Raw genomic sequence first — 22,644 nt, forward strand, 5'->3', positions numbered from 1 at the left:
ACGCGCAGTGGCCGGATGCCGTGCCGGACCGGACCCGCGTTCCAACCGGACACCTCTGTCCGGTTGTTGTTACCGTAGCCGATGACCGTCCACCCCGGGGCGGTGCGACCGGCAGGAACGAGGTGTTAGATGACGGATCGTCACATACCGGATACCGCCGTACCCGATCCCGGCATACCGGATCCCGAAGAGCTGGAGGCGCTCCGGGAGCGCTACCGCCACGAACGTGAACGGCGCGTACGCCCCGACGGTGTCCGCCAGTACCGCCCGACCGACGCCGAGTTCGGGTACTACGCCGCCGATCCGTACACCGAGCCGGCCGAGCGTGAGCCGGTGCACGACACGGTCGACGTCGCCGTGGTCGGCGGCGGGTTCGGCGGCATCCTGGCGGGGGCCCGGTTACGGCAGCGGGGCGTGGAGCGCATCCGGATCGTCGAGCAGGGCGGTGACTTCGGGGGCACCTGGTACTGGAACCGCTACCCGGGCATCCACTGCGACATCGAGTCGCACGTCTACCTGCCGATGCTCGACGAGACCGGCCATGTGCCGGAGTGGAAGTACTCCCCCGGCGAGGAGATACGCCGCCACGCGGTGCGGATCGCGCAGAAGTTCGTTCTCCGCCCGGACGCCCTCTTCTCCACCACGGTCACCTCCCTGGCCTGGGACGAGGCGGCGGAGGCGTGGCTCGTGACCACCGACCGCGGGGACGCGTTCCGGGCCACGTACGTCGTCACCGCCACCGGCACCCTCTCCGAGCCGAAACTCCCCGGGATACCGGGGATCGAGGACTTCACCGGCCATACGTTCCACACCTCGCGGTGGGACTACGCCTACACCGGCGGCACCCCGGAGGGCGGCATGACCGGCCTCGCGGGGAAGCGCGTGGGCGTCGTCGGCACCGGCGCCACCGGCATCCAGGTCATTCCGATGCTGGCCGAGGACGCCGGGCACGTCCATGTCTTCCAGCGCACCCCCTCCACCGTCGACGTACGCGCCAACCGCCGCACCACGGCCGAGGACGTCGGAGCGGACCGCGAGGGCTGGGCGCGCGAACGCCGCGAGAACTACCTGCGGATCGTCTCCGGCGAACCGGAGGAGCGGGATCTCGTGGCCGACGGCTGGACCCGCTCGGCGGTCCTCCTGGAGAAGCTGCTGCCGAGCTTCCGCCGGGGAGGCGACCGGAAGGCCTTCGAGGCCGCGTACGAGGTCGCCGACGCCGCCAAGATGAACGAGCTGCGCGCCCGTGTCGAGCGGTCCGTCACCGACCCCGGCACGGCGGAGAGGCTCAAGCCCTGGTACCGGTACGCCTGCAAGCGCCCGGCCTTCTCGGACGCGTACTACCAGGCGTTCAACCGCTCCGACGTCACCCTGGTCGACACCGCGGACACCCACGGCATCGAACGTGTCACCGCGCACGGCGTCGTGGTGGGCGGCACCACGTACGAACTGGACTGCCTGATCTTCGCCACGGGCTTCTCCGTCGGCACCTCCGGCATCCTCTCCGGAAAGCTGCCCGTCCACGGCCGGGGCGGGCGGCAACTGCTGCACAGGTGGGGGCAGGAAGGTCCGCGTACGCTCCACGGCTTCACCAGCAACGGGTTCCCGAACCTGGTCCAGATGGGCACCCTCCAGAACGCCAGCAGCGTCAACTTCACCCACATCCTGGACGAGCAGGCGGTCCACGCCGCCGCCCTGATCGCGGCCGCCGAGGCCGGGGGCGCGGTCATCGAACCGTCCCGCGAGGACGAGGACGCGTGGATCGCCGCGCTCGCCGAGGACGCCCCCGACCACGAGTGGTTCCACGCCGAGTGCACCCCCGGGTACTACAACCGGGAAGGACGCGGGCGGCCGAACGGTCCCTTCACCTACCCGCACGGCGCGGTCGCCTTCCACGAGCTGCTGGGACGGTGGCGCGAGGAGTCCATGGCGGCGATCCTCCGGCCGAGGGCGGCCGGTGGGCGTCAGCCCCACTGCTGACGGCTCGTTCCGGTGCACGGCAGCGCACGAAGGCCCGGGGCGGCGCTGTCGTCCAGGCATGCCCCGGTGGCCACGCTCCTGACCTCGACCGAGTCGTCGGGCCAGGTGGTGAACGACCACTTCTGCGGGGCGGATGCGGAACAGTCCACGGCCGTCAGCCCCTTCTCCCCATGGCTCAGGCAGGCCCCGGTGGCGTGGTTGCGCAGCTGGTGGGTGCCGTCCGGCAGCTTGTGCACGGTCCACCGCTGGTAGCTCAGCCCGTTGCACGCGTACGTACGGAGCTTCTGGTCGAGGCTGTGGTCGAGGCAGGCGCCGGTGGCACGGCTGACGAAGATCCTGGCCGAGCGGGACGGTCCGGGGCCGCCCGCCACGGCCGTTCCGTCGCTCACCGTCTCCGCGCCCCCGATGGGGCCGGCCGCCGGGGCATCGGGCGGAAGCAGCACGGACCAGGTGAGCAAGGAGCCCAGCACCGCCCCGGCCACACCCCCGGCCGCTGTGAAGGTCCAGCGGTCGCGCGCTCCCGGGCCGGTGACGCGGTGCCATGGCCGGGTGCGGTTCCGGGGTGACCGGCCGGACCGGTCATCGGTGCCGGCAAGAGGTTGCGGCTGCACGTCGGGGCGGGGCTGGGGGATCGGCTCCGCCACGGGGTTCGGTTCCGGCTGCATCACCGGCACCGACACCGGCACCGGCTGCGGCTGCGACTGCGACTGGTTCCGCTCGGCGGCTTCCCACAGTGACCGGTACGCCGTCGGATCGGCGCCCAGCGCACGGCACAGGTCCCGGACCGTGGCCCAGGGCGGAACGGTGGTGCCGCGGAAGTACCGGGACAGCGACGAGTCACTGATCCGTACGCGGGTCTCCAGATCGCGCAAGGTGCGTCCGGAGCGCTGCTGGAGCGCCCGCAGCTCCGCACCCAGTCTGCGGGCGGCCTCGTCGTCGGGCGCTGCGCCTGCCCCCATGGCGGCTTCCTTCCGTCCCGGCCGTGACTGCCGCCCCAGCCGCCTGTCCCTCGTCCCGGGACGGGCACGTCCCAGCAGGTCAGCACCCTAGGGATCCCGACATCTCGGAAACAACCGGGACAAGCTTGCGAAGGCTGACGCACCGCCACAAACTCTGAATCCCCGGCCTGCCGGCGCCCCGCAACGGCGCTCGTTCCGCGGCCGGGACCCTCACCGCTCCGCCCACTCGATGGGATGACGAGCACACCCGTACGTGGACGTCCTGGACCACCCTGCGTGGTCACGGACCACCCCACGGAACCAAGGATCCGGAGAGAACATGAAGAAGCCGACGCACCGCATCGCATGGGCCTGCGCCATCGTGGCGCAGGCACTGGCGCTGACCCTGAGCGCACCCGCCCCGGCCGGAGCGGAGCCCGTACCGGCCGGAGCGAAGCCCGTAGTCGCCGGAGCGGAGCCCTCCGCCGTCGAGGCGGATCGGGCCACCGCCCCGGCCGTCGGCCGCGTCACGGTCAGGTCCGGCTGGGAGCTGGCGCGCATCAGGGAGTACGCGCGGGGCGACTCGGAGATCAAGGGCGAGATCAAGCCCGGCGAGTCCTGGCCCTGCTCCGGCGGGTGCGGAACCGTGGCGGGAGGTCACGTCCACGCCTGCGGCGTCTCCAGCGACCGGTGGTACGCGATCAGCTACTACGGATACGTCCGGTACGTCTCCGCCACCTGCGGTACCACCGTCTGACCGTACGCCCGCACCTCAGCTCCGGCGTCCGGTCGCGGAGGCGAAGCCCAGCCAGGTGTGCCGGTTGCCCGCCCAGCACCAGCCCACCTTCGGGGCGTTCCGCCGCTCGCCGCCGTCCCGTCCGGTGCCGTTGCTGATCCAGATCGCCGGGGTGCGGGCGTCCAGGGCGCCGTTGGCCTTGCGGAGCCGCGAACCGATGGTCATGAAGCAGTGGTTCCGCTCCAGGGCGGCCGGCTGCTGGAGCACCCAGTGGATGCCCTCGGTCAGCACCAGCGGCGTGCGCCCTTGTTCGCCGATGGCGGGCAGGGCCTCGTTCGGGCTCCAGTTGGCCATCTGATCACCGCGGTCGATGCCGGTGAGGAGGTAGAGAGGCGCATCCGGCAGGGCGAGGTCTTCCAGCGGTGTGAAGAGATCGACATCGGGCATGTCGGTGACGACGAAGCCCGGCTTCTCCTGGCGGCGGAGCAGCGGGGCGAGCGCGGAGGCGGGGGCCCGGTCGGGGTGGACGGCGAGCAGGGTGCGCTCGCCGTCCACGCTGTCGTCGGTGCCCCCGGCGTCCCGGGCGAAGGCGCGCAGCTCGGTCGCGGTCAATCCGGCCAGCTCATGGACCCCCAGCTCGATCAGCCGCTCGGCCTGCGCGGGCAGGGCCGGCAGTTCCGGGCGGACGGTGGAGGTGACAGGCACGGTCTCGGGCACGATGCTCCCAGGGGTGGCGGCGTGAAGGGGACCCAGCTTGGACAAGGCCGCCGGCCGAATTATTCCCGCCGCTTCTCTACAGCTCGTCTTCTCTACGGCTCGTCTTCTCTACGGCTCGTCGCCTTCTCTACGGCTCGTCGCCTTCGCCACGGCTCGTCGCCTGCTCTACAGCTCGTCGCCGAACGCCTCGGCCAGCTCCCGCCATTGGGCCCTCGGCAGTCCGGCGCCGTCCTCGTCCGCGGTGAGCACCTGGAGCGCCACATGGTCGGCGCCCGCGTCGAGGTACGCCCGGGTCCGGGACTTCACGTGCTCGGCGTCGCCCAGCGCGAAGAGGGCGTCGAGGAGGCGGACGCTGCCGCCGCCCTCGAAGTCGCTCTCCGCGAACCCCAGCCGCAGCAGGTTGGCGGTGTAGTTGGGGAGCTGGAGGTACATCTCCAACATGTTCCGCGCGGTGGTGCGGGCCCGGTCCGGGTCGGTGTCGAGCACGACCGTCAGCTCGGGGGCGAGCAGGGCGTCGGGGCCGAGCGCCTCGCGGGCCTCGGCCGTGTGCTCGGTGGTGACGAGATACGGGTGTGCGCCCAGCGCCCGGTCGGCCGCGAGCTTCAGCATCTTCGGGCCGAGCGCCGCCAGGACCCGCTCCCCCGGCTCCACGGAAGGGTTCGCCGCGTCCAGCGCGTCGAGGTAGGCGACCATCGCGCTGTACGGCTTCGCGTACTGCGGCACCAGCGGACCGTGGCTGACGCCCAGGCCGAGGACGAACCGCCCGCGCGCGGCCTCCTCGACGGTGGCGATCCGGGCGGCCACCTCCTCGGCGGTGTGGCTCCAGATGTTCAGGATGCCGGTGGCCACCGTCACCGTACGGGTGGCGTCGACGACGGCGGCTGCGTCGTCCGGTGAGGGGCTGCCGCCGATCCAGAGGGTGCCGTACCCCAGCTCTTCGAGTTCGGCGGCCGCCTCCGCGATCGCCTTCCTGCCCGTGTCGTCCGTCCGCGACCCGTGCAGGGCGCCGCTCCAGATGCCGACCCGGCCGAATGCCTCGTGCGTCAAGGAAGTCATGGGGTGATCAACCGTCACGCGGCCCCGATATTCCCGGCGGGCGACCCGCTCACCCGTACGGCGCACCACAGCGGTGCCTACGTACGAATGAGCGGGTCGCGGACGGCATCAGGCGGCGGCCTAGGCCTGCGGGCGCTCCACACCGATCACCTTGCGGTACACGCGGGCGCCGTCGCCGTAGTCGTCCACGGCGTAGTGCCAGGTCGCCTGGTTGTCCCAGAGCACGAAGTCGCCGGGGTTCCAGCCGAAGCGGATGGTGTAGTCCGGCGACGAGGCGTGCCGGAGGAGGTGGTCGAGAAGTACCTTGCCCTCCTCAGGGGTGACCCCGGTGAGCCGGAGCGCCGAGGTGCTGATGAACAGCCCCTTCCGCCCGGTGACGGGGTGTTCGAGGACGACCGGGTGCTCGACGGTCTCCCCGACGGCGGTCCGCTTCTTCCCCTGGGCGTAGTTCTGCGGGTCGGCGTCGTAGGCGGCGCTCACCGAGGCCAGCAGCACCTTGAAGGGCTCCGACAGATCGTCGTACGCGGCCTGGAGGTCGGCCCACAGGGTGTGCCCGCCGAGCTCGGGCACCTCCTCGTAGGTGAGCGACTCGATGGCGAAGACGGGGCTGCGCCAGAGCCCGCCGATGTGCCACTGGCTGGCCTTCCCCGTCTGGCGGACGTTGTACGGGTAGACCAGCGGGTTGGCGGCGTCCTTGACGGCGGTGGGGTGGTCGAACGGCTCCGCGAAGATGCGTACGGCCTCGACGTGCTGGTCGGGCGTCAGGTGCTGGTTGCGGAACACCAGCACCTTGTGCTCCTCGAAGGCCTCGCGCAGCCGGTCGGCGGTCGTCTCGCCGACGGGTCGCGTGAGGTCGGCGCCGATCACCTCGGCGCCGATCCTGGGTCCGACGCGGCGTATCTCCAGTGCGGTGGTGGCGGTGGTCATGCCCATCTGCTCCCTGTGCTCGCGGCTGTTGTCGTACGGGGACCGGAGGCGGGTTCGTCAACAGAGGGACGCGCACGTGCGCGCCAGGTCCACGTGCAGTCGGCGGTAGAGCGCGGGGAGAGTCACCCGTCCACGGTAGGCGCGCTCCCCGGCCCGGGACAGGCGCGCGGCGTTGCACTCGCATGAACAAAACCGGCTGCCCCTCCCCCACCGTGCTGCGGGAGAAGGGCAGTTGCTCGCGCGTCCGGTCAGGGGGCGGTGCCCCAGGTGAGGGTGGAGCCGACGTAGACGCCGATTCTCGGGGCGTCGGCGAAGGCGGTGTTGGTGGCACGGCTGTAGTCGTCGGCCTCCTGGAAGGACGACCAGTCGCTCTTGTTGATCCGTAGCTGGATCTCGCCGGTCGAGGCTCCCGCCGCCAGCGTGCCGCTGCCGAAGCCGGCCTCCAGGTAGTGGCTGGCGCCGGGGGCCGGTGCGCTCGCCGTACGTACGCCGTGCGTCACGTTGCCGCAGCCCAGGACCGCCCAGTCGCAGGAGGTGGCGAAGGTGCTCGCTCCGGCGTCAGGGGTGAACCAGTAGCGGGCCGTCACCGTGGACAGGTTGACCGCGCTCGTCCCGGTGTTGACGACCTGGAGGGACATGCGGATCTGGTTGTCGGTCGGGGAGGAGTCGGTGTTGCGGTACTGGACCTTGAGGGCGCCCGTGCCGGTGGAGCCGCCCGCCTCGGTGGTGACCGGGAGGGCTGCCGACGCCGCCGATATGTTGCCCGCCGCGTCCTTGGCCCGGACCGTGTATCTGTAGGTGGTCGACGCGCTCAGGCCGGTGTCGGTGAAGGTGGTCGATGCGGTGGAGCCTACGACCGCGCCGCCGCGCAGGATGTCGTACCCGGTGACCGCCCGGTTGTCCGTGGACGCCGTCCAGGCCAGCGTGACGCTGCTGCTGGACTTGGCCGTGGCCCGCAGGGCCGTGGGTGCCGTCGGCGCCTGGGTGTCCTGCTCTCCGCCGTTGCCGCCGTCGAGCGGCGGGTTGGCGTTGCGCAGGAGCTCCTGGAACTGGCTGGAGAACCAGTGCCCGGCGACCGGGGAGTCGGGCAGGGCGCCCGTGAGGTTGAAGCCGTTGCGGCCGTTGCCGGTGTACGTCGGGTCGCACATCCGGTCGAAGCCCTTGCCCTCGTCATTGTCGACGGGCTTGCTGCTGCCGTCGGACTCGCCCGGCGGCTTGGCCCAGACGTAGGCGTCGATCCCGGGCTCGGGGGCGGTCGTGGGCCGCTCGCCGACGCCGGCGCCGCTCTGGTTGCACCAGTTGCCCGCGTGGATGCGGCGGTCGGTGCGGCCGCCGTCGACATAGGCGTTGACGCTGGTCGTCGGGCCGGGGCCGGTGGGCCGGGACGGGCCGCCCCAGCCGTTGCGGGCGGTGTCGATGAGCATGCCGATGCCGGGGGCGAAGCCCTGGCGGACCAGCTCGGTGCGCAGGGCCTGGGCGAACGTCAGCTCGTCCACGTAGTAGTTCCAGTCGACCCAGGAGGACTGGCGCACCGTGGTCCCGTTCACGGAGTCCGTCACCTTGAAGTGGGGTTCCTTGAGGGCCGAGTAGTTGGCCGTGTTCACGATGAAGCCGTGGACGTCGGCGACGGAGGCGCCTTCGACGGTGGCGGCCTTCTTGAACTGCTCGGCGGCGGGGACGAAGTTGGAGTCCCAGCCGAGCCAGCCGTGGTGGGCCGCGTCGACGTAGTTGTAGACGTTGGGGAGGGCGCCGAGTGTGTGGAGGGCGTACCCGATGCCCTTCTCGTAGTTCCCGTTTGCCTTCATCGTGGCGCACTCGGGGGTCGACCCCGCGGTGCCGCCCGCATTGGTGACCAGGTTGGGCAGCGAGTCGGGTTCGATGAGGGTGACGATGCGCAGGCTCGCGTAGGCGGGGTCGCCGAGGATGGCGGCGATCGGGTCGATGTAGTCGCTCTTGTAGCGGCCGAGCTCGGCGGGGCCGAGTTCGCCGTTGGAGGCGAGGGCGGCGCAGTCCCGGCCGGGGAGGTTGTAGATGACGACCTGGAAGAGGTCGGCGCCCTGGCTCACGGCCGTGTCGAGGTGGGCGCGCAGGCCGCGCGCGCCGGGGGTGCCGCCGATGGCGGCGATGCGGTCCATCCAGACGAACGACGGCTCGTCCGCGATGGCGCCGCCGCCCGGTTCGGCGGCGGCCCTGGCGGACCAGTCGGGGTTCACATAGACGGTGGCGCCGACGTAGGGGTTGTCGGCGCGGGCGGCGGCCGTTGCCTGGCCGGGTAAGGCGATCGCCAGGGACGCGCCCATGACCAGGGCGGACAGTGCGGCGACCGCTCGTCTGCGCGGTGCGTGCGGGGTGGTGCCTCTGCTTCTCATTTGCGGCTCCGTGCTCCTCTCGTACGTCCGCCACGGCCTGACGTGGCGGACGGGCTCAGGGCGTCTTGGTGCTCAGGAGGTGAGGCGTGCGAGGTGGTGCGGCATGCGGTGCGGCAACAAACTGTGGGAGCGCTCCCAAGGTGGCGTGACGGCAAGTACATGTCAAGCGTCCCGACTCAATCACCTTGTACTGAAGGAGATTTGACGTAATGGAAGCGCTCCCATCCAGCGGTCGAAAAGCTCTCCGCCAAGCCGTCCGACGGTGGGCCGGGCCTGTCGGCCCACCGTCGGGCGGGGCTCACTGCAGTCGTCGGATGTCACCCCGGACCCGGTAGAAGCCGCCGGCCGCCGCGTGCAGGGAGTCCACGACGTACCGCGCGCCGGGCTCTCGTATCGCGCGGGGGAACTGCACGTTCCAGGAGGTGTCGTAGCCCCCGGAGACCACATGCACCCGGATGCGGCCGCCGGTGTCCTGGACGCACTCCACGACGACCGATCCGGCGGGGGCGTGGGTGACGGTGGTCACCGCGGCGACGGCCGTGGCGGGCGCGTAGGTCGGCAGCGCCGCCGCCAGCTTCACGTCACGGGGCGCGGGCACCGTGCCCTGCTGGGCCGCGGAGATGGCCGCCTCGCTGGCGTCCACGCAGACCAGCGAGCCGTCCGTCGTCACCAGGTAGAGCCGCCCGTCGCGGTACTGCATGGACAGCGCCGACCCGCCGCCCGTACCGAGCTTCCACAGGCGCGTGCCGTCCTGGTCGAAGCAGTACACGGAGGACGAGGCGTCGCCCGCGAAGACGAACCGCCCGCCGGGCGAGGTGGCGCACGAGTAGACCGCGCTGTCGCAGGCGTACGTGGCCTCGATCGCGCCGGTCGACTTCGCCAGCCGCTGGACCACCCGGTGCGCCGTCCCCGCGTACACCGCGTCGTCCTCCTGCCAGCCGAACAGGACGCCGCCGCGGGTGGGCGTGTGCCACAACTCGCCGCCGCCGTCCGGGGCGTAGGCGGTGACACCGCGGTGGTGGCCGTGGTAGACCGCCCGGTCGTCGGCGCGGACCATCCAGGCGTGCTCGCCCTGGCTGCGGCGCGACCACTGGTGCTCGTCCTCGTGGTCGATGACGGTCAGCCGGCCGTCCCGGTCCGAGACGTTCAGCAGGCCCTCGTGGATGTCCAGCCAGAAGATGTCGACGTCCGCCGCGATGTCGTACGCCGCGAACGGCAGCTTGGAGGAGAGGTCGTAGACCCGGCCGTCGTCACAGCCCGCGTAGATCCAGAAGTCGTCGGCGACCAGGCACTTCACGCCGTCGGGGAGGCTGAAGCGGGCGAGGACGGCGCCGTCGTGGTCCAGGGTGTAGACATCGCCCGCCTGGTTGCCGACCCAGCACCGCTCGTCGTCGACGTGGATACCGAACGCGGAGGAGCCGGTACGGAAGCGCCACAGCACGGGGGCGACGGAGCGCGCCGTGGAGGGGGCCGAGGTCACCTGGCGACGGGTCACGGCCCGAGGCGCGCGTTGCCCCTGAATGGCCGGGGCGTAGCCCTTACGGACCTTCTCCCCCACCTTCTTCGCGGCCGCCGCCTGCGCCTTGGCGACCGTGGCGAACGTCGATGTCTGGACCTGTCCGGCGGCACCGATCCGCCCGTAGCGCACGGTCACCACAAGGCCGTCGACGGTCACCTCGTAGAACTTGTGCGCACCGGCGCCTTCCTGTGACAGCTCCAGATACGTCGTCGTCGGCACGGTGGTGGACGCGGCAGACATGGCAGACCCCTCCCCAGGGCGGACCCGCGGCCGTTCCGGCGGGTCTCACTGCTCACACCGTAGGAGAAGGCACTGACAACGCCCGTCGCCGCCCTCCCCGTACGGGAGCGGCGGCGACGGTGTTGTGGGTGCACGGGCTCCTCCCCGGCGGGCTACCAGTAGTGGCGCCTTCCGCCCACCGCGCGGCCCGTCGCGCCCAGGACCCAGAGGACCAGACCGATGGCCACGAGAATGATGCCGATGGTCCAGAGGATGGAAATGCCGGCGATCAGACCGATCACCAGCAGAATGACACCGAGGACAATCATGGAGCCCTCCAAACACTGCCGACTACCTTCGAGTATGCGCCTCATAAAGGTTTTCCGTCGGTTTCCGTCGGCCGGCTTCGCGTGGACCTTCCGGATGCGGGTAACAGAGAGCCCAAGCCGTACCCGAGGGAAAGCAAGGTGGTCGTGCATGTCCTCCTCCATCGTCGAGACCGTCGACATCCAGGCGCCGGTCGCCGTCACCTGGGCGCTGTGGAGCGATGTCACCCAGTGGCCGAAGTTCCTGAGCCATGTGCAGCGGGTGGACCCGCTGGACGAGCGGCGTTTCGCCTGGCAGCTGTCGCTGCCCGGCGCGGACAAGGGGTTCGTCGCGGAGCTGACCGAGGTGGTGCCCGAGAACCGCATCGCCTGGAAGACGACCGAAGGCGTCCATCACGCCGGGGTGGTCACCTTCCACCGGCTCGACGACCGCTCCAGCCGGGTCGCGCTCCAGATCGAATACGATCCCCAGGGATTCGTGGAACACCTCGGGGCCCTCACCAACCTCGATTCGGCGCTCGCCAACTACGATCTCGGGGAATTCCAGAAACTGGCCGAGCTGACGGCGTCCGGCGGCAGTCCGGAAACCCCCTGACCCGAGTTCACGCGGGCTCTCCCCCGCTGCCTGCACGAATCGCCGAGGCCCCACCGGTTCACCTGCCGGTGGGGCCTCGGCTCTGCTCACGGTCGGCTCAGCTCGGATCAGCCGGGCGTCTTCCAGCGGCGACGGCCTTTGGCCGCCGCGACCAGGGCGGGAACCGTGCCGAGCTTGACGCGCGGGCGGCCGTGCTCCCGGCCCCGGGCCGTCTCCGCCCGGTCGATGGCGGCCAGCCCCCGGGCGTCGACGACGTCACCGCCACGGCTGCGGACGAGGCGGCGGAACGCCGTGGACGGGCGGGCCGGGGCGGGCAGCGCGCCGGCCACGGCGTCGGCCAGCAGTGTTCCGACGGTCTCGGCGGCGCAGGTGCGGTTGGCGCCGATACCGCCCGAAGGGCCGCGCTTGATCCAGCCGACGACGTACGTGCCGGCCATACCGCTCACCCGTCCCCCCTCGTGCGGTACGGTCCCGGACGCCTCGTCGAAGGGCAGGCCCGGCACGGCCACCCCCCGGTAGCCGACCGCCCGCAGCAGCAGGCCCGCCGGGATGTCCCGCTCGCCCGGCCCCGACGTCACGCGCACGGCCGTGACGTGGTCCTCGCCCAGCGCCTCCATCGGGGCGGAGTGGAAGCGGAAGACGATGCGCCGGCCCGGTTCCGGCGGCCGCGACCAGTCCACCTCCCGGCGCTCCACGTCCCGCAGCAGCGCCGCCTTCCCGCCCGGGGCCGCCGCGTCGATCGCGGCGCCGGTCCTGGGGTCGTGATCGTCGACGACCAGGCCGACACCCGGCAGGTGCTTCAGGGCGAGCAGCTCGGAGGCGGTGCAGGCCGCGTCCTCGGGGCCGCGCCGCCCCAGCAGCACCACCTCACGGACCTTCGACCCCCGCAACGCCGCGAGCGCGTGGTCGGCGATGTCGGTGGCGGCCAGCGCTTCCGGGTCCGCGACCAGGATGCGCGCCACGTCGAGGGCGACGTTGCCGTTGCCTACGACGACCACGCGTTCCGCGTTCAGACGGACGGATTCGGGCGCCACCTCCGGGTGGGCGTTGTACCAGGAGACGAACGAAGTGGCCGAGGCGCTGCCGGGCAGGTCCTCCCCCGGGATACCGAGCCGGCGGTCGGTGGAGGCGCCGACCGCGTAGATCACCGCGTCGTGGTGGGCGGCGAGCTCCTGGGCCGTGATGTCCTTGCCGGCCTCGACTCCCAGGTGCATCCGTACCCGGGGATGGGAGTGGAACCGGGCGAAGGTCTCGCCGACCTTCTTCGTCGCCGGGTGGTCGGGCGCCACGCCGTAACGGATGAGGCCGCCCGCCACCGGCAGCCGGTCGACCAGGGTCACCTCGGCGTCGGTGTGCAGGAGCAGGTCCTCGGCGGCGTACATGCCGGCCGGCCCGGTGCCGACGACCGCCACCCGGATCGGGGCGAAGTCGGCGGGCAGGCTGCGCTCGAAGGTGGGCTCGCCCCAGACGTGGAAGTTCGGTCCGGCGGGGGCGGGTTCGGGCTCCCGGTCGGTGAAGTAGGCCGCGTTGATGGCGGCGTACTCCTTCTGCGCCCCGAAGAGGCTGTCCACCGGGAAGATCGCGTCGACCGGGCAGGCGTCGGCGCAGGCCCCGCAGTCGATGCAGGTCTGCGGGTCGACGTAGAGCATCTCCGTGCTGCCGAACTCCCGCTCCTCGGGGGTCGGATGGATGCAGTTGACGGGGCAGACGGCGACACAGGTGGCGTCGGAGCAACAGGTCTGGGTGATCGCGTAGGTCATCTCGTCGTCTCGGGTCGTGGTGAGGGAGCGGATCGCCGGTGTCCTGCGGCCCGGATCAGATCAGCGAGGCGCGCTTGTAGAAGAACAGCGCGGGCTTCGTCAGCAGCCGGGCGGAGGCGAGGAACTCCATCAGCCCCGAACAGCTGGAGCGCATCAGCGACTTGTGGTGCTCGTTGACCTTCGCCTCGGCCCGGGCCCGCCGCGCGTCCAGACCGGCGTTGGTGTACACGTCGCGGTTCACCATGCTGGTGACGATGTAGTACGAGGCGATCGCCACCACGACCGCGTTGAGCTGACGGCGTACCACGCCCGCGTCCCGGAGCCGTTTGCGGGTCTCGTCGCGGGCGAACTTCATGTGCCGCGACTCCTCCACGACATGGATGTTGTTGATGGTGCGGACGAAGGGCGCGACCCGCTCGTCCCGCATCCAGTCACGCTGCATCACGTCGAGGACTTCCTCGGCCACGAGTATCGCCGCGTAGGCGGCCTCGCCGAAGGCCAGGGTCTTGAAGGCGCGGCCCAGCTCCACCACGGGGCGGCGCGGCCGGTAGGCCGGTGCGCCCAGCTTCGCGGCGCCGCGGGCGAACATGATCGAGTGGCGGCACTCGTCGGCGACCTCGGTGAGCGCCCACTGGAACCGGGGGTCGGTCGGGTCCTTGGCGTACATGTCACGGAGCACCATCTGCTGGAGGATCATCTCGAACCAGATGCCCGTGCTGGCGACGGACGCCGCTTCCTGGCGGGTGAGCGCCTTGCGCTGGGCGTCGGTCAACTCGTTCCAGTACGCGGTGCCGTAGAGCGTGGACCACTCGGGGCTCGCGCCGTGGTGGTCCGGGTCGAGCGGGGTCTCCCAATCCACTTCGGTGGCCGGGTCGTACGAGAGTTTGGCGGACGAGTCGAGCAGGCGTCGGGCGACGTCCTGCTCGGCGAGCCGGTCCTGGTCCTCCGGCCGAACGGTGCTGCTTGACATGGTGCGGCTCCTTGACTCGCGAGATCGGCCCGGCGCCGCCCGGCCTGTCCCCCATCGCGTTCCCGCCCGATGAGTTCGATGGCCGCCGAGCGCCGCCCGCTTGTTAGACGCGGCGTCTAGCAAGCTTATTAGACGCAAGGTATAGCAAGAGGGGAGTGCGGGCCTAGACCCGTGCGGGGAATCTGTACGAGCTCTCCACCATCCGGCGCGGAGCGGCGGCCTGAGTACGGCTACTCATGCCCGGTTCGCGCCCGCGGCCTACCGTCGCGGGATGACTGCACACCCGACAGGACGGTCACACCCCTACGGCAGAAGGCGGCTCTCCTGCTGCCTGTTCTTCGCGGTTCTGCCGGTGGCCTGGTTCGCCGCCGCGCCCATGATGCCGGAGCAGGTCTTCTGGTTCCCCTTCTGGCTGGGGGCCGCGGTCTGGAACGGAACGGACGGCCAGGGCGGGATAAGTCACCTGTTCAACTGACGGGAGCGAGCGGACAGGGTTCCCGGAGTACGCCGATGTCCGGCACCCGGCCCCGCAGCGGGGGCGTGCCGCGCAGGCTCCGGGTAGCGTCGGTGGCGGGCCCAGGGAGGCGTGACGATGCAGGACCGCGGGGATCAGACCGTTCAGCGGATCATCGAGGCCGCCGGGGTGATCATCGCCCGGGACGGCTACACAGGCGCGACGACTCCCGAGATCCAGCGCCTCGCCCAGGTCTCACGCGGCGGCTTCTACCACCACTTCGACTCCAAGGAACAGGTCGGCGACGCGATCCTGGCCCACCAGAACACGTACTTCCAGCGGGTCGCCGAGCAGACGGCGTCGGGCCCGGTTCCCGAGTTCTGGCTCCAGGCCCTGATCGACATCAGCCACCACTACACCGCCGGCCTCCTGGAGGACCCCGTCCTGCGGGCCGCCGTACGCCTCAGCATCGAACCGGGCCCCTACCAGACCGCCGAGAGCTACGCGGGCCCGCTGGGAGCCGTCACCGCCGTCCTCGAATCCGCCCGTGAGGCCGGTGAACTCCAGGACCACGTGGAACCTGTGGAGGCCTCCCGGACCATCGTGGGCTGCTACAGCGGGGTGCAGATGCTCTCCCTCGCCCTGGCCGAGCGGGACGGCCTCCACCAGCAGGTCAGCGCCATGTGGTCCCTCACCATGCCCGGTCTCGCCCGCGCGGCCGTCCTCGCCCGGCTGCGCCTGGGCGCGCCACGCCCGTCAGGTGCGGCCCGGCGGCGCTGAGACCCGGGCCGAGCGCCCCGGTGGGGAGGGGAGTTACGCCACCGGGGCGGGCCGAACGTCGTCACGCAAGGGAGATGCGCCTTCGGGCCCGGCCGGACCTCGTTACGCGGGGACCGGGGCGTCGGCGTCGGGGCCGCCGTCCGGGGCAGGTGCCGGCTCCGGTTCCCGGTCCCCCTGCCCCGGCCCTTCCTGCGGATCGCTGAGCTGTTCGCGCAGGTAGTTCCAGATCACGGCGATCAGCGCGGCCACCGGGACCGCGAGCAGGCTCCCCACGACACCGGCCAGACTGCCGCCGAGCGTCACCGCCAGCAGGACCACCGCGGCGTGCAGGCCGAGTCCACGGCTCTGGATCATGGGCTGGAAGACGTTGCCCTCCAACTGCTGCACCGCGATGATGATCGCCAGCACGATCAGCGCGTCGGTCAGGCCGTTGGAGACCAGCGCGATGAGCACCGCGACGAAACCGGCGAAGACCGCGCCGACGATCGGCACGAACGCGGAGACGAACGTCAGCACCGCCAGCGGGAGCACCAGAGGAACGCCCAGGATCCACAGGCCGATGCCGATGAAGACGGCGTCGAGCAGGCCCACGAAGGCCTGGGACCGCACGAACGAACCGAGCGTGTCCCAGCAGCGCTCGGCCACGACCGGGACATCGGTGGCGAGCCGGCCGGGCAGCTGGCGGGAGAGCCACGGCAGGAAGCGCGGGCCGTCCTTGAGGAAGAAGAACATCAGGAAGAGGGCCAGCACAGCGGTGATCAGACCGCTGAAGACGGTGCTCACCCCGGTGACCGCCGTGGTGACGACGCTGCCCGCGCTGTTCTCGATGCGGTCGACGGCGGCGTCGAAGGCGCCCGTGATCTGGTCGTCGCTGATGTTCAGCGGCGGTCCGGCGGCCCACTCGCGCAGCCTGCCGATGCCTTCGACGACACCGTCGGCGAGCTGGCCGGACTGGGAGGCCACGGGGATCGCGATCAGGGCCGCGATGCCGGTGCCGACCAGGAGGAACAGCACGGTCACCAGCGCCGCGGCCGGTGCGGGACGCCATCCGTGGCGGCGCAGGAAGCGGGCGAACGGCCAGGTCAGGGTGGTGAGGAGCAGACCCACTATGAGAGGCCACACCACCGGCCAGGTCCGGCCCAGAAGCCACAGGGCGACGGCGGCCATCAACAGGACCAGCAGCAGTTCGAGCGAGACGCGTGCCGATCTGCGGAGCGCGGCCGCGGTCTTTTCTGAGCTCAACGAGGCAGACATGGGAGCCACCTTATGAGTGCTCCGACCTCTCCCCCGCATCGGCGTCCGGCCGGGGTGCCGGGCACGCCCCCCACGGCGCCTGCCCGGAACAGGTCCGAGGGGCAGCACCGTGCGGTGCTGCCCCTCGGACCCCCGGGCCGGCCTCAGCTCTGCGGGCGCTTGCCGTGGTTGGCGCCGTTCTTGCGGCGGGCCTTCTTCTTACGACGTCGCTTCGAGGACATTCGAACCCTCCTCTTCCTCTGCTCGGTTGGGCACACATGGTCCGCCGGACCGTCGGGTCCGGCGGTGAGGAAGACCGCTCCTCGCCCCTACCGTCACAAACTCGGGCCGCGGCCGCAAACCGCCGCCCCGCCGTTCGAGGTCACTTGAACAGGCTCTCGCCGAAGTCCTCGGCGCAGCGGTCCTCTTCGGCCGAGCTGTTCGCGCTCTGCATGCAGTCCTCGAAGTCCTGGAACGACCCGGAGTTCACCACGGATATGCCGATGATGAGGACGATGGCCGAGCCGATCAGCCCGAGTGCGCCGAGGACGGCACCGGCGATCGCCATGCCCTTGCGCGGGGCCCTCCCCTGGCGGGCACGGAGCGCACCGAGGATGCCGAACACCAGCGCGAGCAGGCCGAGAAGAAGTCCGCCGACGACCGTCCAGAAGAAGAGGCAGGCGAGCAGACCCAGGACAAGAGCGGTGACCGCGAAGCCGTTGCTCCTCGCGGGTTCCGGAGCGCCGTACTGCGCGCCGTACTGCGCTTGGTCCGCGTTCGGCTGCTGAGGGTAACTGGGCATGGACATCGGATACGAACTCCTTACCAAAAGTTGTCCTGTCCATATGCCCCAGAAGACCCTCCATATGCAAATCCGATCTATCCTCGCCGGTTCCGGATCAGCTCGTCGAACACCGCCGGAACTCCGCCGCCAGGTGGTGCTGCAACGGCTGCCCGACCGCCGCGAGGTCGTGGACGAAGGAGAGGGTGTCCTCGCCGGTCAGGGCGTAGCGGCGGCGGGTGGCGTCGACCTGCTTGGCGGTGGGGGCGAGCGCCACTTCGTGGGTGGCGAGGTCGACGGTGCCGTCACCGGCCCGGCCGACCGCGATCTCCGCGATGCCGGTGGGCTGGGTGATCAGCGCTTCCACCCGCCCTTCCGGCTGGAGCCGCCACCAGCCGCTCTCCCGGGCCGAGGGCCGCAGCGGATGCCCCTCCGCGTCGACCAGCCAGGCGCGCGACGCGTAGTGGAGGAAGGGGCGTCCGTCATGGCTGAAGGTGATCTCCTGCGTGTAGGCGAACTCCTCGTCGAGCGTCGGGTATCCGCCCCGCCCGCTCCCCGCCCAGGTGCCGAGCAGCCCGAGCACCGGGGTGAGGAGCGGATGCGGTGCCGGTGTTCCGTCGGGCCGGAAGGCGTCGGGGTACGGGTGGCGCGGGGCGGGGTCGGACATGGGGCGTGCTCCTGGGTCGCTGCCGGTACGGATGCCGGTGGCAGCCTAGGGGGTGTCTTGCCGATCAGGCCGGATCAGGGAGCGGGGGCTGGTGCCGTGCATCGCAAGGCGGAGGAGGGAGTCGACGCGGAGCGTCGGCGAGGGACGACAACGCCGCGAGGTGCGGCACCAGCCCCCGCGAGCCCGGCATGATCGGCAAGACACCCCCTAGGGGGTGTCCGGCGCTGATCCGCCGGACACCCCGTAGCCGTACCGCCACTCCCTCGGGCCCGAGGTCAGTCCTGGGGGAGCAGCGCGTTGCCGTCCAGGCGGATGATCCGCGGCAGCCGCTTAATGGTGGCCTCGCGGTGGGCGATGACGATCAGGGTCCGGTCGGCCCGCAGGGTGTCGATCGCGGTCTCCAGGGTGTGTGCCGTCTCCGGGTCGATGTCGGCGGTGGCCTCGTCGAGGACGAGGACGGCCGGGTCGAGGAGGGCGGCGCGCACCAGGCCGATCAGCTGGAGTTCACCGGCGGAGAGCCGGCCGGCGCCCCGGCCGAGGTCGGTGTGGAGTCCGTCGTCGAGCGACTCGGTCCAGCCGGTGAGGCCGAGGTGTTCGACGGCCCGGGCGATGGTCTTCTCGTCGGGATCGCCGGGGACGAGCCGGAGGTTGTCCAGCAGAGTGCCCTCGATCATGTGGACGCGCTGCGGGACCAGGACGATCCTGCGGCGCAGTTCGGCGGGCGGGAGGCTCGCCAGGTCGTGGCCGTCGTAGCGGACGGTGCCGCTGTCGGGGGTGTAGAGGCCGGTCAGGAGTTTGGCGAGGGTGGTCTTGCCCGCACCGGTGGGGCCGACGAGCCCGACGCGTTCGCCGGGTTCCACGCGTACGGAGAGTCCGCGCAGGACCTCCCTTCCCGGTACGTAGGAGTAGTGGAGGTTCTCGATGTCGAGCGGGCCGCGCTCCCGGGTGACCGGGCGCGGTCCGTCGTCGGGGGCGGGGCGGGGCGGGGCGAGTGCGGGGCGGGGCTCGGTGGTGGTGAGCAGGTCGAGCAGGCGGGCCAGTCCGACGAGGGAGACCTGCACCTGGCCGACCAGGTTCGACGCCTGGCTGGCTGAGTCGAAGAGCTGGCGGGTGGCGAGGATGAAGACGACGACCGTGCCGACGCTGATGGAGCCCCGGGCGGCGAGCCAGCCGCCGACAAGGAGGAGCACGGCGGTCGTCACGCTCTGGACGACGCGGGAGAGGCTGATGAGGAACAGGGCACGCTGGCTGCGCCGGGCCGCCCGGTAACGCCGCTGGTGGTCGGCGAGGAAGCGCTCGCGCCAGAAGGCGATGCCGCCGCCGGTGAGGAGCATCTCACGGGACTGGACCAGCTCGCGGTAGGTGGTCGCGACCGTTCCGGCGGCGGCCGCTTCGGCGGCGAAGGCCGGGCCCGCGGCCCTCTTGAAGAGTTTCAGCACACCGACGATGGCGGGCACGAACGCGAGGGCCAGGGCCAGGGTGAGCAGGGGCGAGTAGGTGAGCAGCAGGACGGTGGTGAGGACGAGGTAGCCGGCGACGGTGAGGACGTCGGGGAGCTGGGCGCGGACGAAGTTCGCGAGGTCGGCGATCTCGGTGGTGCTGCGGCGCAGCAGGTCGCCGGAGGGGTGGGCTTCGAGGAAGCGCAGGGGTGCCCGGGAGAGCCGGGTGACGGCCAGTTCGCGCAGGGCGCGGACGACACGCTCGCCGACGGTGGTGAGCAGCAGTTCCGACGTGCGGAACAGGACGAGTCGCAGCAGCGCCAGTACGGTGAGCGCGGCGACGGCGGTGAACAGACCCGTACGGTCCCGTTCCAGGAGCTGGTCGACGCCCGCGCCGATGACGGCGGGGACGGCGACGGTGGTGGCGGTCGCGGCGGCGCTCACAGCCAGGGCGAGGGCGATGCCGCGGCGCTCGGGGCGCAGATGGGGCCAGGCGCGGCGCAGGACGCGGCGCTGGTCGGGGGTCTCGGTCAGGCGCTGGTGTTCAGCCACCGGTGCTCACCCGTGCTTCCGTTACGTCGGCGGCGGCGGCCGGACGGGCCGGTGCCAGGGCGAGGGTGCGGTCGGCCGCGTCGATGAAGGTGGGGCGGTGGGTGGCGCAGACGATCGCGGTCGTTCCGGACCAGGCGAGGAGCCGTTCCAGCAGGGCGCGTTCGGTGGCGGTGTCGATGGCCGAGGTGATGTCGTCGAGGAGGAGGACGGCCGGCCTGCGCAGGACGGCCCTGGCGAGGGCGAGGCGTTGGAGCTGGCCGCCGGAGAGGGTGTTGCCGCGTTCACCGACGAGGGTGTCGAGGCCGTCGGGGGCCGAGGCGAGGTAGTCGTCGAGTGCCGCGGTGCGGCAGGCCTCGCGGAGTTCGTCGTCGGTGTAGGGGGCGCCGAGGCGGAGGTTGTCGGCGAGGGTGCCGCTGAGGGTGACGGGGCGTTGGGGTACGTAGCCGAGTCTGGCGTGGAGTTCGGCGGGGCCGGCCGCTTCGAGGGGGACGCCGCCGAAGCGGACGGTGCCGGTGGTGGGCGGCTGGAGCCCGGCGAGGATCCTCAGGAGGGTGGTCTTGCCGGAGCCGGTGGGTCCGGTCACGCTGATGAGTTCGCCGGGGCGCACGGTGAGGTCGGCCGGGGCGAGGACCGGGTGTCCGTCGACGGTGTGGCCGACGCCCTCGGCGGTGAGGTCGCCGGTGGCGGGCAGGGGGCGGGTGCCCTCGGCGCGGTCGGTGGGCCGGGGCAGCAGGACGTCCTGGAGGCGGCGGGCGGCGGTGGTGGCCTGGCTGAGCTGGCTGACCCGCAGGGTGATGACGCCGACCCACAGGACGAGCATGCTCATCCAGCTGGTGAAGGCGACGATGCCGCCGACGGACATGGTGCCCCGCAGCACGGCGAGGCCGCCGAGGCCGAGACCGGCGCCGATGGCGAGGGCCGGTACGAAGGGCGAGAGCGCGGCCCAGTCGGCGGAGACCCGTCCGGTGGCGAGGGTGTGCTCGGTGACCGTGGCGCTGCGCTCGTGGTGCCGTCGTACGAGGGCGGGTTCGCCGCCGAGTCCGCGGACGGCGGCGCTGGCGGAGAGCAGTTCCTCGACGGCGTCGGCGCGGCTTCCGTGGGCGGCGGAGAGCCGGGTGTTGGCGGCGCCGAACCGCCGGGGGAACCAGTAGGTGTTGATCCAGACCAGGGGCGGGACGCAGAGCACGCAGACCACGGCGAGCAGCGGGTCGAGCCGCATGATGGCGACGATCATGATGATGAACCCGGCGACCCCGGTGACGAACGAGGCCACGCCGGAGAGCCAGGTGCGGACGAGGTCCACGTCCCGGGTGCCGCGCATCCCGAGGTCGCCCTCGCCGAAGCGGGCGAGCGCACGGCTGTCGAGGTGGGATATCCGGTCGGCGACGGCGATGTAGAGGCGGTTGCCCTGGGTGGTGGCTAGCAGGGTGGAGTACCAGCCGAGGACCATCTCGGCGAGGGCGGCGAGGACGCCGGCCCCGGCGATGACGAGGGCCCAGTGGCGCAGGGCGGAGCTGTCGCCGTCCACGATGCCCTGGTCGACGGCGCGTTCCACCAGCCAGGGCAGGGCGATGAGCGCGAGCTGGTAGACGAGACCGCCGAGGACGGCGAGGACGACCAGGGCGGGGCGGTCCCGGAGGCATCCCGTCAGGAGCCGCAGCCCGTCCTTGGTGGTGGGGGCGGCGGGCTCGGAAGCCGTTCCGCCGGTGCTACGGGGGGTCATGCGGCACCTCGCCCTGCGTCGGTGGGGTGGGCGCGCCGGGCGGACGCGCCGGGCAGCGCTGTGCCGGGGTGTGCGCGTCCGGTGGACCGGCCGGGCGCCTCCGCGAAGAAGCCGAGCAGCGCCGCGTTGACCTCGGCCGGGCGTTCCAGGTGGCCGAAGTGGCCGGCGCGTTCGATCTCGGTGTAGCGGGCGCCCGGAACCGTATCGGCGATCTCCCGCGTCGCCGTCGGCGGGACCATGACGTCGTCGGCGAAGCCGATGCACAGGAGCGGGACGTCGATCGTGGCGAACCGGGGCAGCCGGTCGGCGTCGCCCATGGCGTCGTACTGGGCTCGGACGCCCGGTCCGTTCGCCCCCGGTGCGCAGGTGAAGACGTCGATCCAGTCGCGCGCCGCCGCGGGGTCGCGCAGGGTGTGCGGCGAGAGGTAGCACAGCGCGGAGAAGACGGCCCGGTGCGAGGCGGGGACGTCCATCCCGCTGTCGTACAGGTCGCGGCGGGCCGTGTTGAGGGCGGAGCCGAACGTGTCGGGGCGGGCCCGTCCGGCCATCAGGACCGCCTGGCTGACGAGTTCGCGCCGGGCCAGAAGGAGTTCACCGACGACGACGGCGCCCAGGGAAAAGCCGATGATCCGGCAGGGGGCGAGGCCGAGGTGGTCGATGAGGGCGGCCACATCGGCGGCCATGGCCTCCGGCGTGATGCCGCCGGGAGGTAATTCGTTCGGCGGGAGGCCCCGGTTGTCGGGGGCGACCACCCGGTAGCCCGCGTCGACGAGGGCGGAGGTCTGGTGGGCACGCCAGGTGGCGCGGCTCGCGGCGGTGCCGTTGACGAGCACCACGGGCTCTCCGTCGCCGCCTGTGTCGTCGTGGACGAGGTCGATGCCGTTGAGGAATGCGGAGGGCATGGTG

Annotated in this window: 21 protein-coding genes; 5 read left to right on the forward strand and 16 right to left on the reverse strand. The window is 71.7% G+C overall.

Translation table 11 applies throughout. The features are described from left to right. Positions 1 to 129 precede the first annotated feature (129 nt). Positions 130 to 1,977 (forward strand): flavin-containing monooxygenase, encoded by a 1,848-nt coding sequence (locus R2B67_RS01105; protein WP_317815929.1) that lies wholly within the window; start codon positions 130 to 132, stop codon positions 1,975 to 1,977. Here R2B67_RS01105 and R2B67_RS01110 read toward each other — a convergent pair. Next, complete coding sequence (locus R2B67_RS01110) at positions 1,962 to 2,936, reverse strand: helix-turn-helix domain-containing protein (RefSeq protein ID WP_317815930.1); 975 nt, start codon at positions 2,934 to 2,936, stop codon at positions 1,962 to 1,964. The genes R2B67_RS01105 and R2B67_RS01110 overlap by 16 nt on opposite strands. Before the next feature lie 319 nt (positions 2,937 to 3,255). Here R2B67_RS01110 and R2B67_RS01115 point away from each other — a divergent pair, with 319 nt between their 5' ends. Next, complete coding sequence (locus R2B67_RS01115; RefSeq protein ID WP_317815931.1) at positions 3,256 to 3,672, forward strand: hypothetical protein; 417 nt, start codon at positions 3,256 to 3,258, stop codon at positions 3,670 to 3,672. Between the two features lie 15 nt (positions 3,673 to 3,687). Here the strand turns inward: R2B67_RS01115 and R2B67_RS01120 are convergent, their stop codons facing one another. From R2B67_RS01120 to R2B67_RS01145, 6 genes are all read right to left on the reverse strand, one after another. Continuing rightward, positions 3,688 to 4,368 carry a DUF5701 family protein gene (locus R2B67_RS01120; RefSeq protein WP_317815932.1) on the reverse strand — a complete coding sequence of 227 codons (681 nt, stop codon included), beginning with the start codon at positions 4,366 to 4,368 and terminating at the stop codon, positions 3,688 to 3,690. Positions 4,369 to 4,533: 165 nt separating this feature from the next. Continuing rightward, positions 4,534 to 5,424, reverse strand: a complete 891-nt coding sequence (locus R2B67_RS01125) for an LLM class F420-dependent oxidoreductase (RefSeq protein WP_317815933.1) — start codon at positions 5,422 to 5,424, stop codon at positions 4,534 to 4,536. 120 nt (positions 5,425 to 5,544) lie between these two features. Next, complete coding sequence (locus R2B67_RS01130) at positions 5,545 to 6,351, reverse strand: TauD/TfdA dioxygenase family protein (RefSeq protein WP_317815934.1); 807 nt, start codon at positions 6,349 to 6,351, stop codon at positions 5,545 to 5,547. Between the two features lie 248 nt (positions 6,352 to 6,599). Continuing rightward, the gene (locus R2B67_RS01135) at positions 6,600 to 8,720 is read right to left on the reverse strand and encodes a glycoside hydrolase family 6 protein (protein WP_317815935.1); all 2,121 of its coding nucleotides are present in this window, start codon (positions 8,718 to 8,720) and stop codon (positions 6,600 to 6,602) included. 298 nt (positions 8,721 to 9,018) lie between these two features. Beyond that, the gene (locus R2B67_RS01140; RefSeq protein ID WP_317815936.1) at positions 9,019 to 10,479 is read right to left on the reverse strand and encodes a WGR domain-containing protein; all 1,461 of its coding nucleotides are present in this window, start codon (positions 10,477 to 10,479) and stop codon (positions 9,019 to 9,021) included. 152 nt (positions 10,480 to 10,631) lie between these two features. Further along, positions 10,632 to 10,787, reverse strand: a complete 156-nt coding sequence (locus R2B67_RS01145; protein ID WP_015613097.1) for a DUF6131 family protein — start codon at positions 10,785 to 10,787, stop codon at positions 10,632 to 10,634. Positions 10,788 to 10,935: 148 nt separating this feature from the next. Here R2B67_RS01145 and R2B67_RS01150 point away from each other — a divergent pair, with 148 nt between their 5' ends. Then, positions 10,936 to 11,379 (forward strand): SRPBCC family protein, encoded by a 444-nt coding sequence (locus R2B67_RS01150; RefSeq protein WP_317815938.1) that lies wholly within the window; start codon positions 10,936 to 10,938, stop codon positions 11,377 to 11,379. Positions 11,380 to 11,486: 107 nt separating this feature from the next. Here the strand turns inward: R2B67_RS01150 and R2B67_RS01155 are convergent, their stop codons facing one another. Both R2B67_RS01155 and R2B67_RS01160 read right to left on the reverse strand, forming a co-directional pair. Next, entirely contained in the window at positions 11,487 to 13,139 is a 1,653-nt protein-coding gene (locus R2B67_RS01155) for an FAD-dependent oxidoreductase (protein ID WP_317815939.1), read from the reverse strand. A gap of 55 nt (positions 13,140 to 13,194) precedes the next feature. Further along, positions 13,195 to 14,109, reverse strand: a complete 915-nt coding sequence (locus tag R2B67_RS01160; protein ID WP_317815940.1) for an AurF N-oxygenase family protein — start codon at positions 14,107 to 14,109, stop codon at positions 13,195 to 13,197. A gap of 271 nt (positions 14,110 to 14,380) precedes the next feature. Here R2B67_RS01160 and R2B67_RS01165 point away from each other — a divergent pair, with 271 nt between their 5' ends. Further along, positions 14,381 to 14,584: a hypothetical protein gene (locus R2B67_RS01165; protein WP_317815941.1), complete on the forward strand. Its 204-nt coding sequence runs from the start codon at positions 14,381 to 14,383 to the stop codon at positions 14,582 to 14,584. 117 nt (positions 14,585 to 14,701) lie between these two features. After that, complete coding sequence (locus R2B67_RS01170) at positions 14,702 to 15,343, forward strand: ScbR family autoregulator-binding transcription factor (RefSeq protein WP_317824752.1); 642 nt, start codon at positions 14,702 to 14,704, stop codon at positions 15,341 to 15,343. Between the two features lie 102 nt (positions 15,344 to 15,445). Here R2B67_RS01170 and R2B67_RS01175 read toward each other — a convergent pair whose 3' ends face one another. The 7 genes from R2B67_RS01175 to R2B67_RS01200 form a co-directional block, all read right to left on the reverse strand. Then, positions 15,446 to 16,597 (reverse strand): AI-2E family transporter, encoded by a 1,152-nt coding sequence (locus R2B67_RS01175; protein WP_317815942.1) that lies wholly within the window; start codon positions 16,595 to 16,597, stop codon positions 15,446 to 15,448. Positions 16,598 to 16,740: 143 nt separating this feature from the next. Continuing rightward, positions 16,741 to 16,818: a 50S ribosomal protein bL37 gene (locus tag R2B67_RS35955; protein ID WP_370454205.1), complete on the reverse strand. Its 78-nt coding sequence runs from the start codon at positions 16,816 to 16,818 to the stop codon at positions 16,741 to 16,743. Positions 16,819 to 16,958: 140 nt separating this feature from the next. Next, positions 16,959 to 17,384 carry a DUF4190 domain-containing protein gene (locus R2B67_RS01180; RefSeq protein WP_030565478.1) on the reverse strand — a complete coding sequence of 142 codons (426 nt, stop codon included), beginning with the start codon at positions 17,382 to 17,384 and terminating at the stop codon, positions 16,959 to 16,961. 91 nt (positions 17,385 to 17,475) lie between these two features. Then, positions 17,476 to 18,024, reverse strand: coding sequence for a nitrobindin family protein (locus tag R2B67_RS01185; RefSeq protein ID WP_317815944.1), 549 nt, complete (start codon positions 18,022 to 18,024; stop codon positions 17,476 to 17,478). A gap of 275 nt (positions 18,025 to 18,299) precedes the next feature. Beyond that, positions 18,300 to 20,015, reverse strand: a complete 1,716-nt coding sequence (locus tag R2B67_RS01190; protein ID WP_317815945.1) for an ABC transporter ATP-binding protein — start codon at positions 20,013 to 20,015, stop codon at positions 18,300 to 18,302. Then, complete coding sequence (locus R2B67_RS01195) at positions 20,008 to 21,738, reverse strand: ABC transporter ATP-binding protein (RefSeq protein WP_317815946.1); 1,731 nt, start codon at positions 21,736 to 21,738, stop codon at positions 20,008 to 20,010. The genes R2B67_RS01190 and R2B67_RS01195 overlap by 8 nt, the downstream gene beginning before the upstream one ends. Beyond that, entirely contained in the window at positions 21,735 to 22,640 is a 906-nt protein-coding gene (locus R2B67_RS01200; protein WP_317815947.1) for an alpha/beta fold hydrolase, read from the reverse strand. The genes R2B67_RS01195 and R2B67_RS01200 overlap by 4 nt, the downstream gene beginning before the upstream one ends. Positions 22,641 to 22,644: the final 4 nt, after the last annotated feature.

The sequence above is a fragment of the Streptomyces cyaneofuscatus genome, from assembly GCF_033109485.1.
GTDB classification, from domain to species: domain Bacteria; phylum Actinomycetota; class Actinomycetes; order Streptomycetales; family Streptomycetaceae; genus Streptomyces; species Streptomyces cyaneofuscatus.

What these genes read in the sequence shown, in the direction of transcription:
- R2B67_RS01105 (WP_317815929.1), top strand. Translation starts at nt 130, where the DNA reads ATGACGGATCGTCACATACCGGATACCGCCGTACCCGATCCCGGCATA.
- R2B67_RS01110 (WP_317815930.1), bottom strand. Translation starts at nt 2,936, where the DNA reads ATGGGGGCAGGCGCAGCGCCCGACGACGAGGCCGCCCGCAGACTGGGT.
- R2B67_RS01115 (WP_317815931.1), top strand. Translation starts at nt 3,256, where the DNA reads ATGAAGAAGCCGACGCACCGCATCGCATGGGCCTGCGCCATCGTGGCG.
- R2B67_RS01125 (WP_317815933.1), bottom strand. Translation starts at nt 5,424, where the DNA reads ATGACTTCCTTGACGCACGAGGCATTCGGCCGGGTCGGCATCTGGAGC.
- R2B67_RS01130 (WP_317815934.1), bottom strand. Translation starts at nt 6,351, where the DNA reads ATGACCACCGCCACCACCGCACTGGAGATACGCCGCGTCGGACCCAGG.
- R2B67_RS01135 (WP_317815935.1), bottom strand. Translation starts at nt 8,720, where the DNA reads ATGAGAAGCAGAGGCACCACCCCGCACGCACCGCGCAGACGAGCGGTC.
- R2B67_RS01140 (WP_317815936.1), bottom strand. Translation starts at nt 10,479, where the DNA reads ATGTCTGCCGCGTCCACCACCGTGCCGACGACGACGTATCTGGAGCTG.
- R2B67_RS01145 (WP_015613097.1), bottom strand. Translation starts at nt 10,787, where the DNA reads ATGATTGTCCTCGGTGTCATTCTGCTGGTGATCGGTCTGATCGCCGGC.
- R2B67_RS01150 (WP_317815938.1), top strand. Translation starts at nt 10,936, where the DNA reads ATGTCCTCCTCCATCGTCGAGACCGTCGACATCCAGGCGCCGGTCGCC.
- R2B67_RS01155 (WP_317815939.1), bottom strand. Translation starts at nt 13,139, where the DNA reads ATGACCTACGCGATCACCCAGACCTGTTGCTCCGACGCCACCTGTGTC.
- R2B67_RS01160 (WP_317815940.1), bottom strand. Translation starts at nt 14,109, where the DNA reads ATGTCAAGCAGCACCGTTCGGCCGGAGGACCAGGACCGGCTCGCCGAG.
- R2B67_RS01165 (WP_317815941.1), top strand. Translation starts at nt 14,381, where the DNA reads ATGACTGCACACCCGACAGGACGGTCACACCCCTACGGCAGAAGGCGG.
- R2B67_RS01170 (WP_317824752.1), top strand. Translation starts at nt 14,702, where the DNA reads ATGCAGGACCGCGGGGATCAGACCGTTCAGCGGATCATCGAGGCCGCC.
- R2B67_RS01175 (WP_317815942.1), bottom strand. Translation starts at nt 16,597, where the DNA reads ATGTCTGCCTCGTTGAGCTCAGAAAAGACCGCGGCCGCGCTCCGCAGA.
- R2B67_RS35955 (WP_370454205.1), bottom strand. Translation starts at nt 16,818, where the DNA reads ATGTCCTCGAAGCGACGTCGTAAGAAGAAGGCCCGCCGCAAGAACGGC.
- R2B67_RS01180 (WP_030565478.1), bottom strand. Translation starts at nt 17,384, where the DNA reads ATGTCCATGCCCAGTTACCCTCAGCAGCCGAACGCGGACCAAGCGCAG.
- R2B67_RS01185 (WP_317815944.1), bottom strand. Translation starts at nt 18,024, where the DNA reads ATGTCCGACCCCGCCCCGCGCCACCCGTACCCCGACGCCTTCCGGCCC.
- R2B67_RS01195 (WP_317815946.1), bottom strand. Translation starts at nt 21,738, where the DNA reads ATGACCCCCCGTAGCACCGGCGGAACGGCTTCCGAGCCCGCCGCCCCC.
- R2B67_RS01200 (WP_317815947.1), bottom strand. Translation starts at nt 22,640, where the DNA reads ATGCCCTCCGCATTCCTCAACGGCATCGACCTCGTCCACGACGACACA.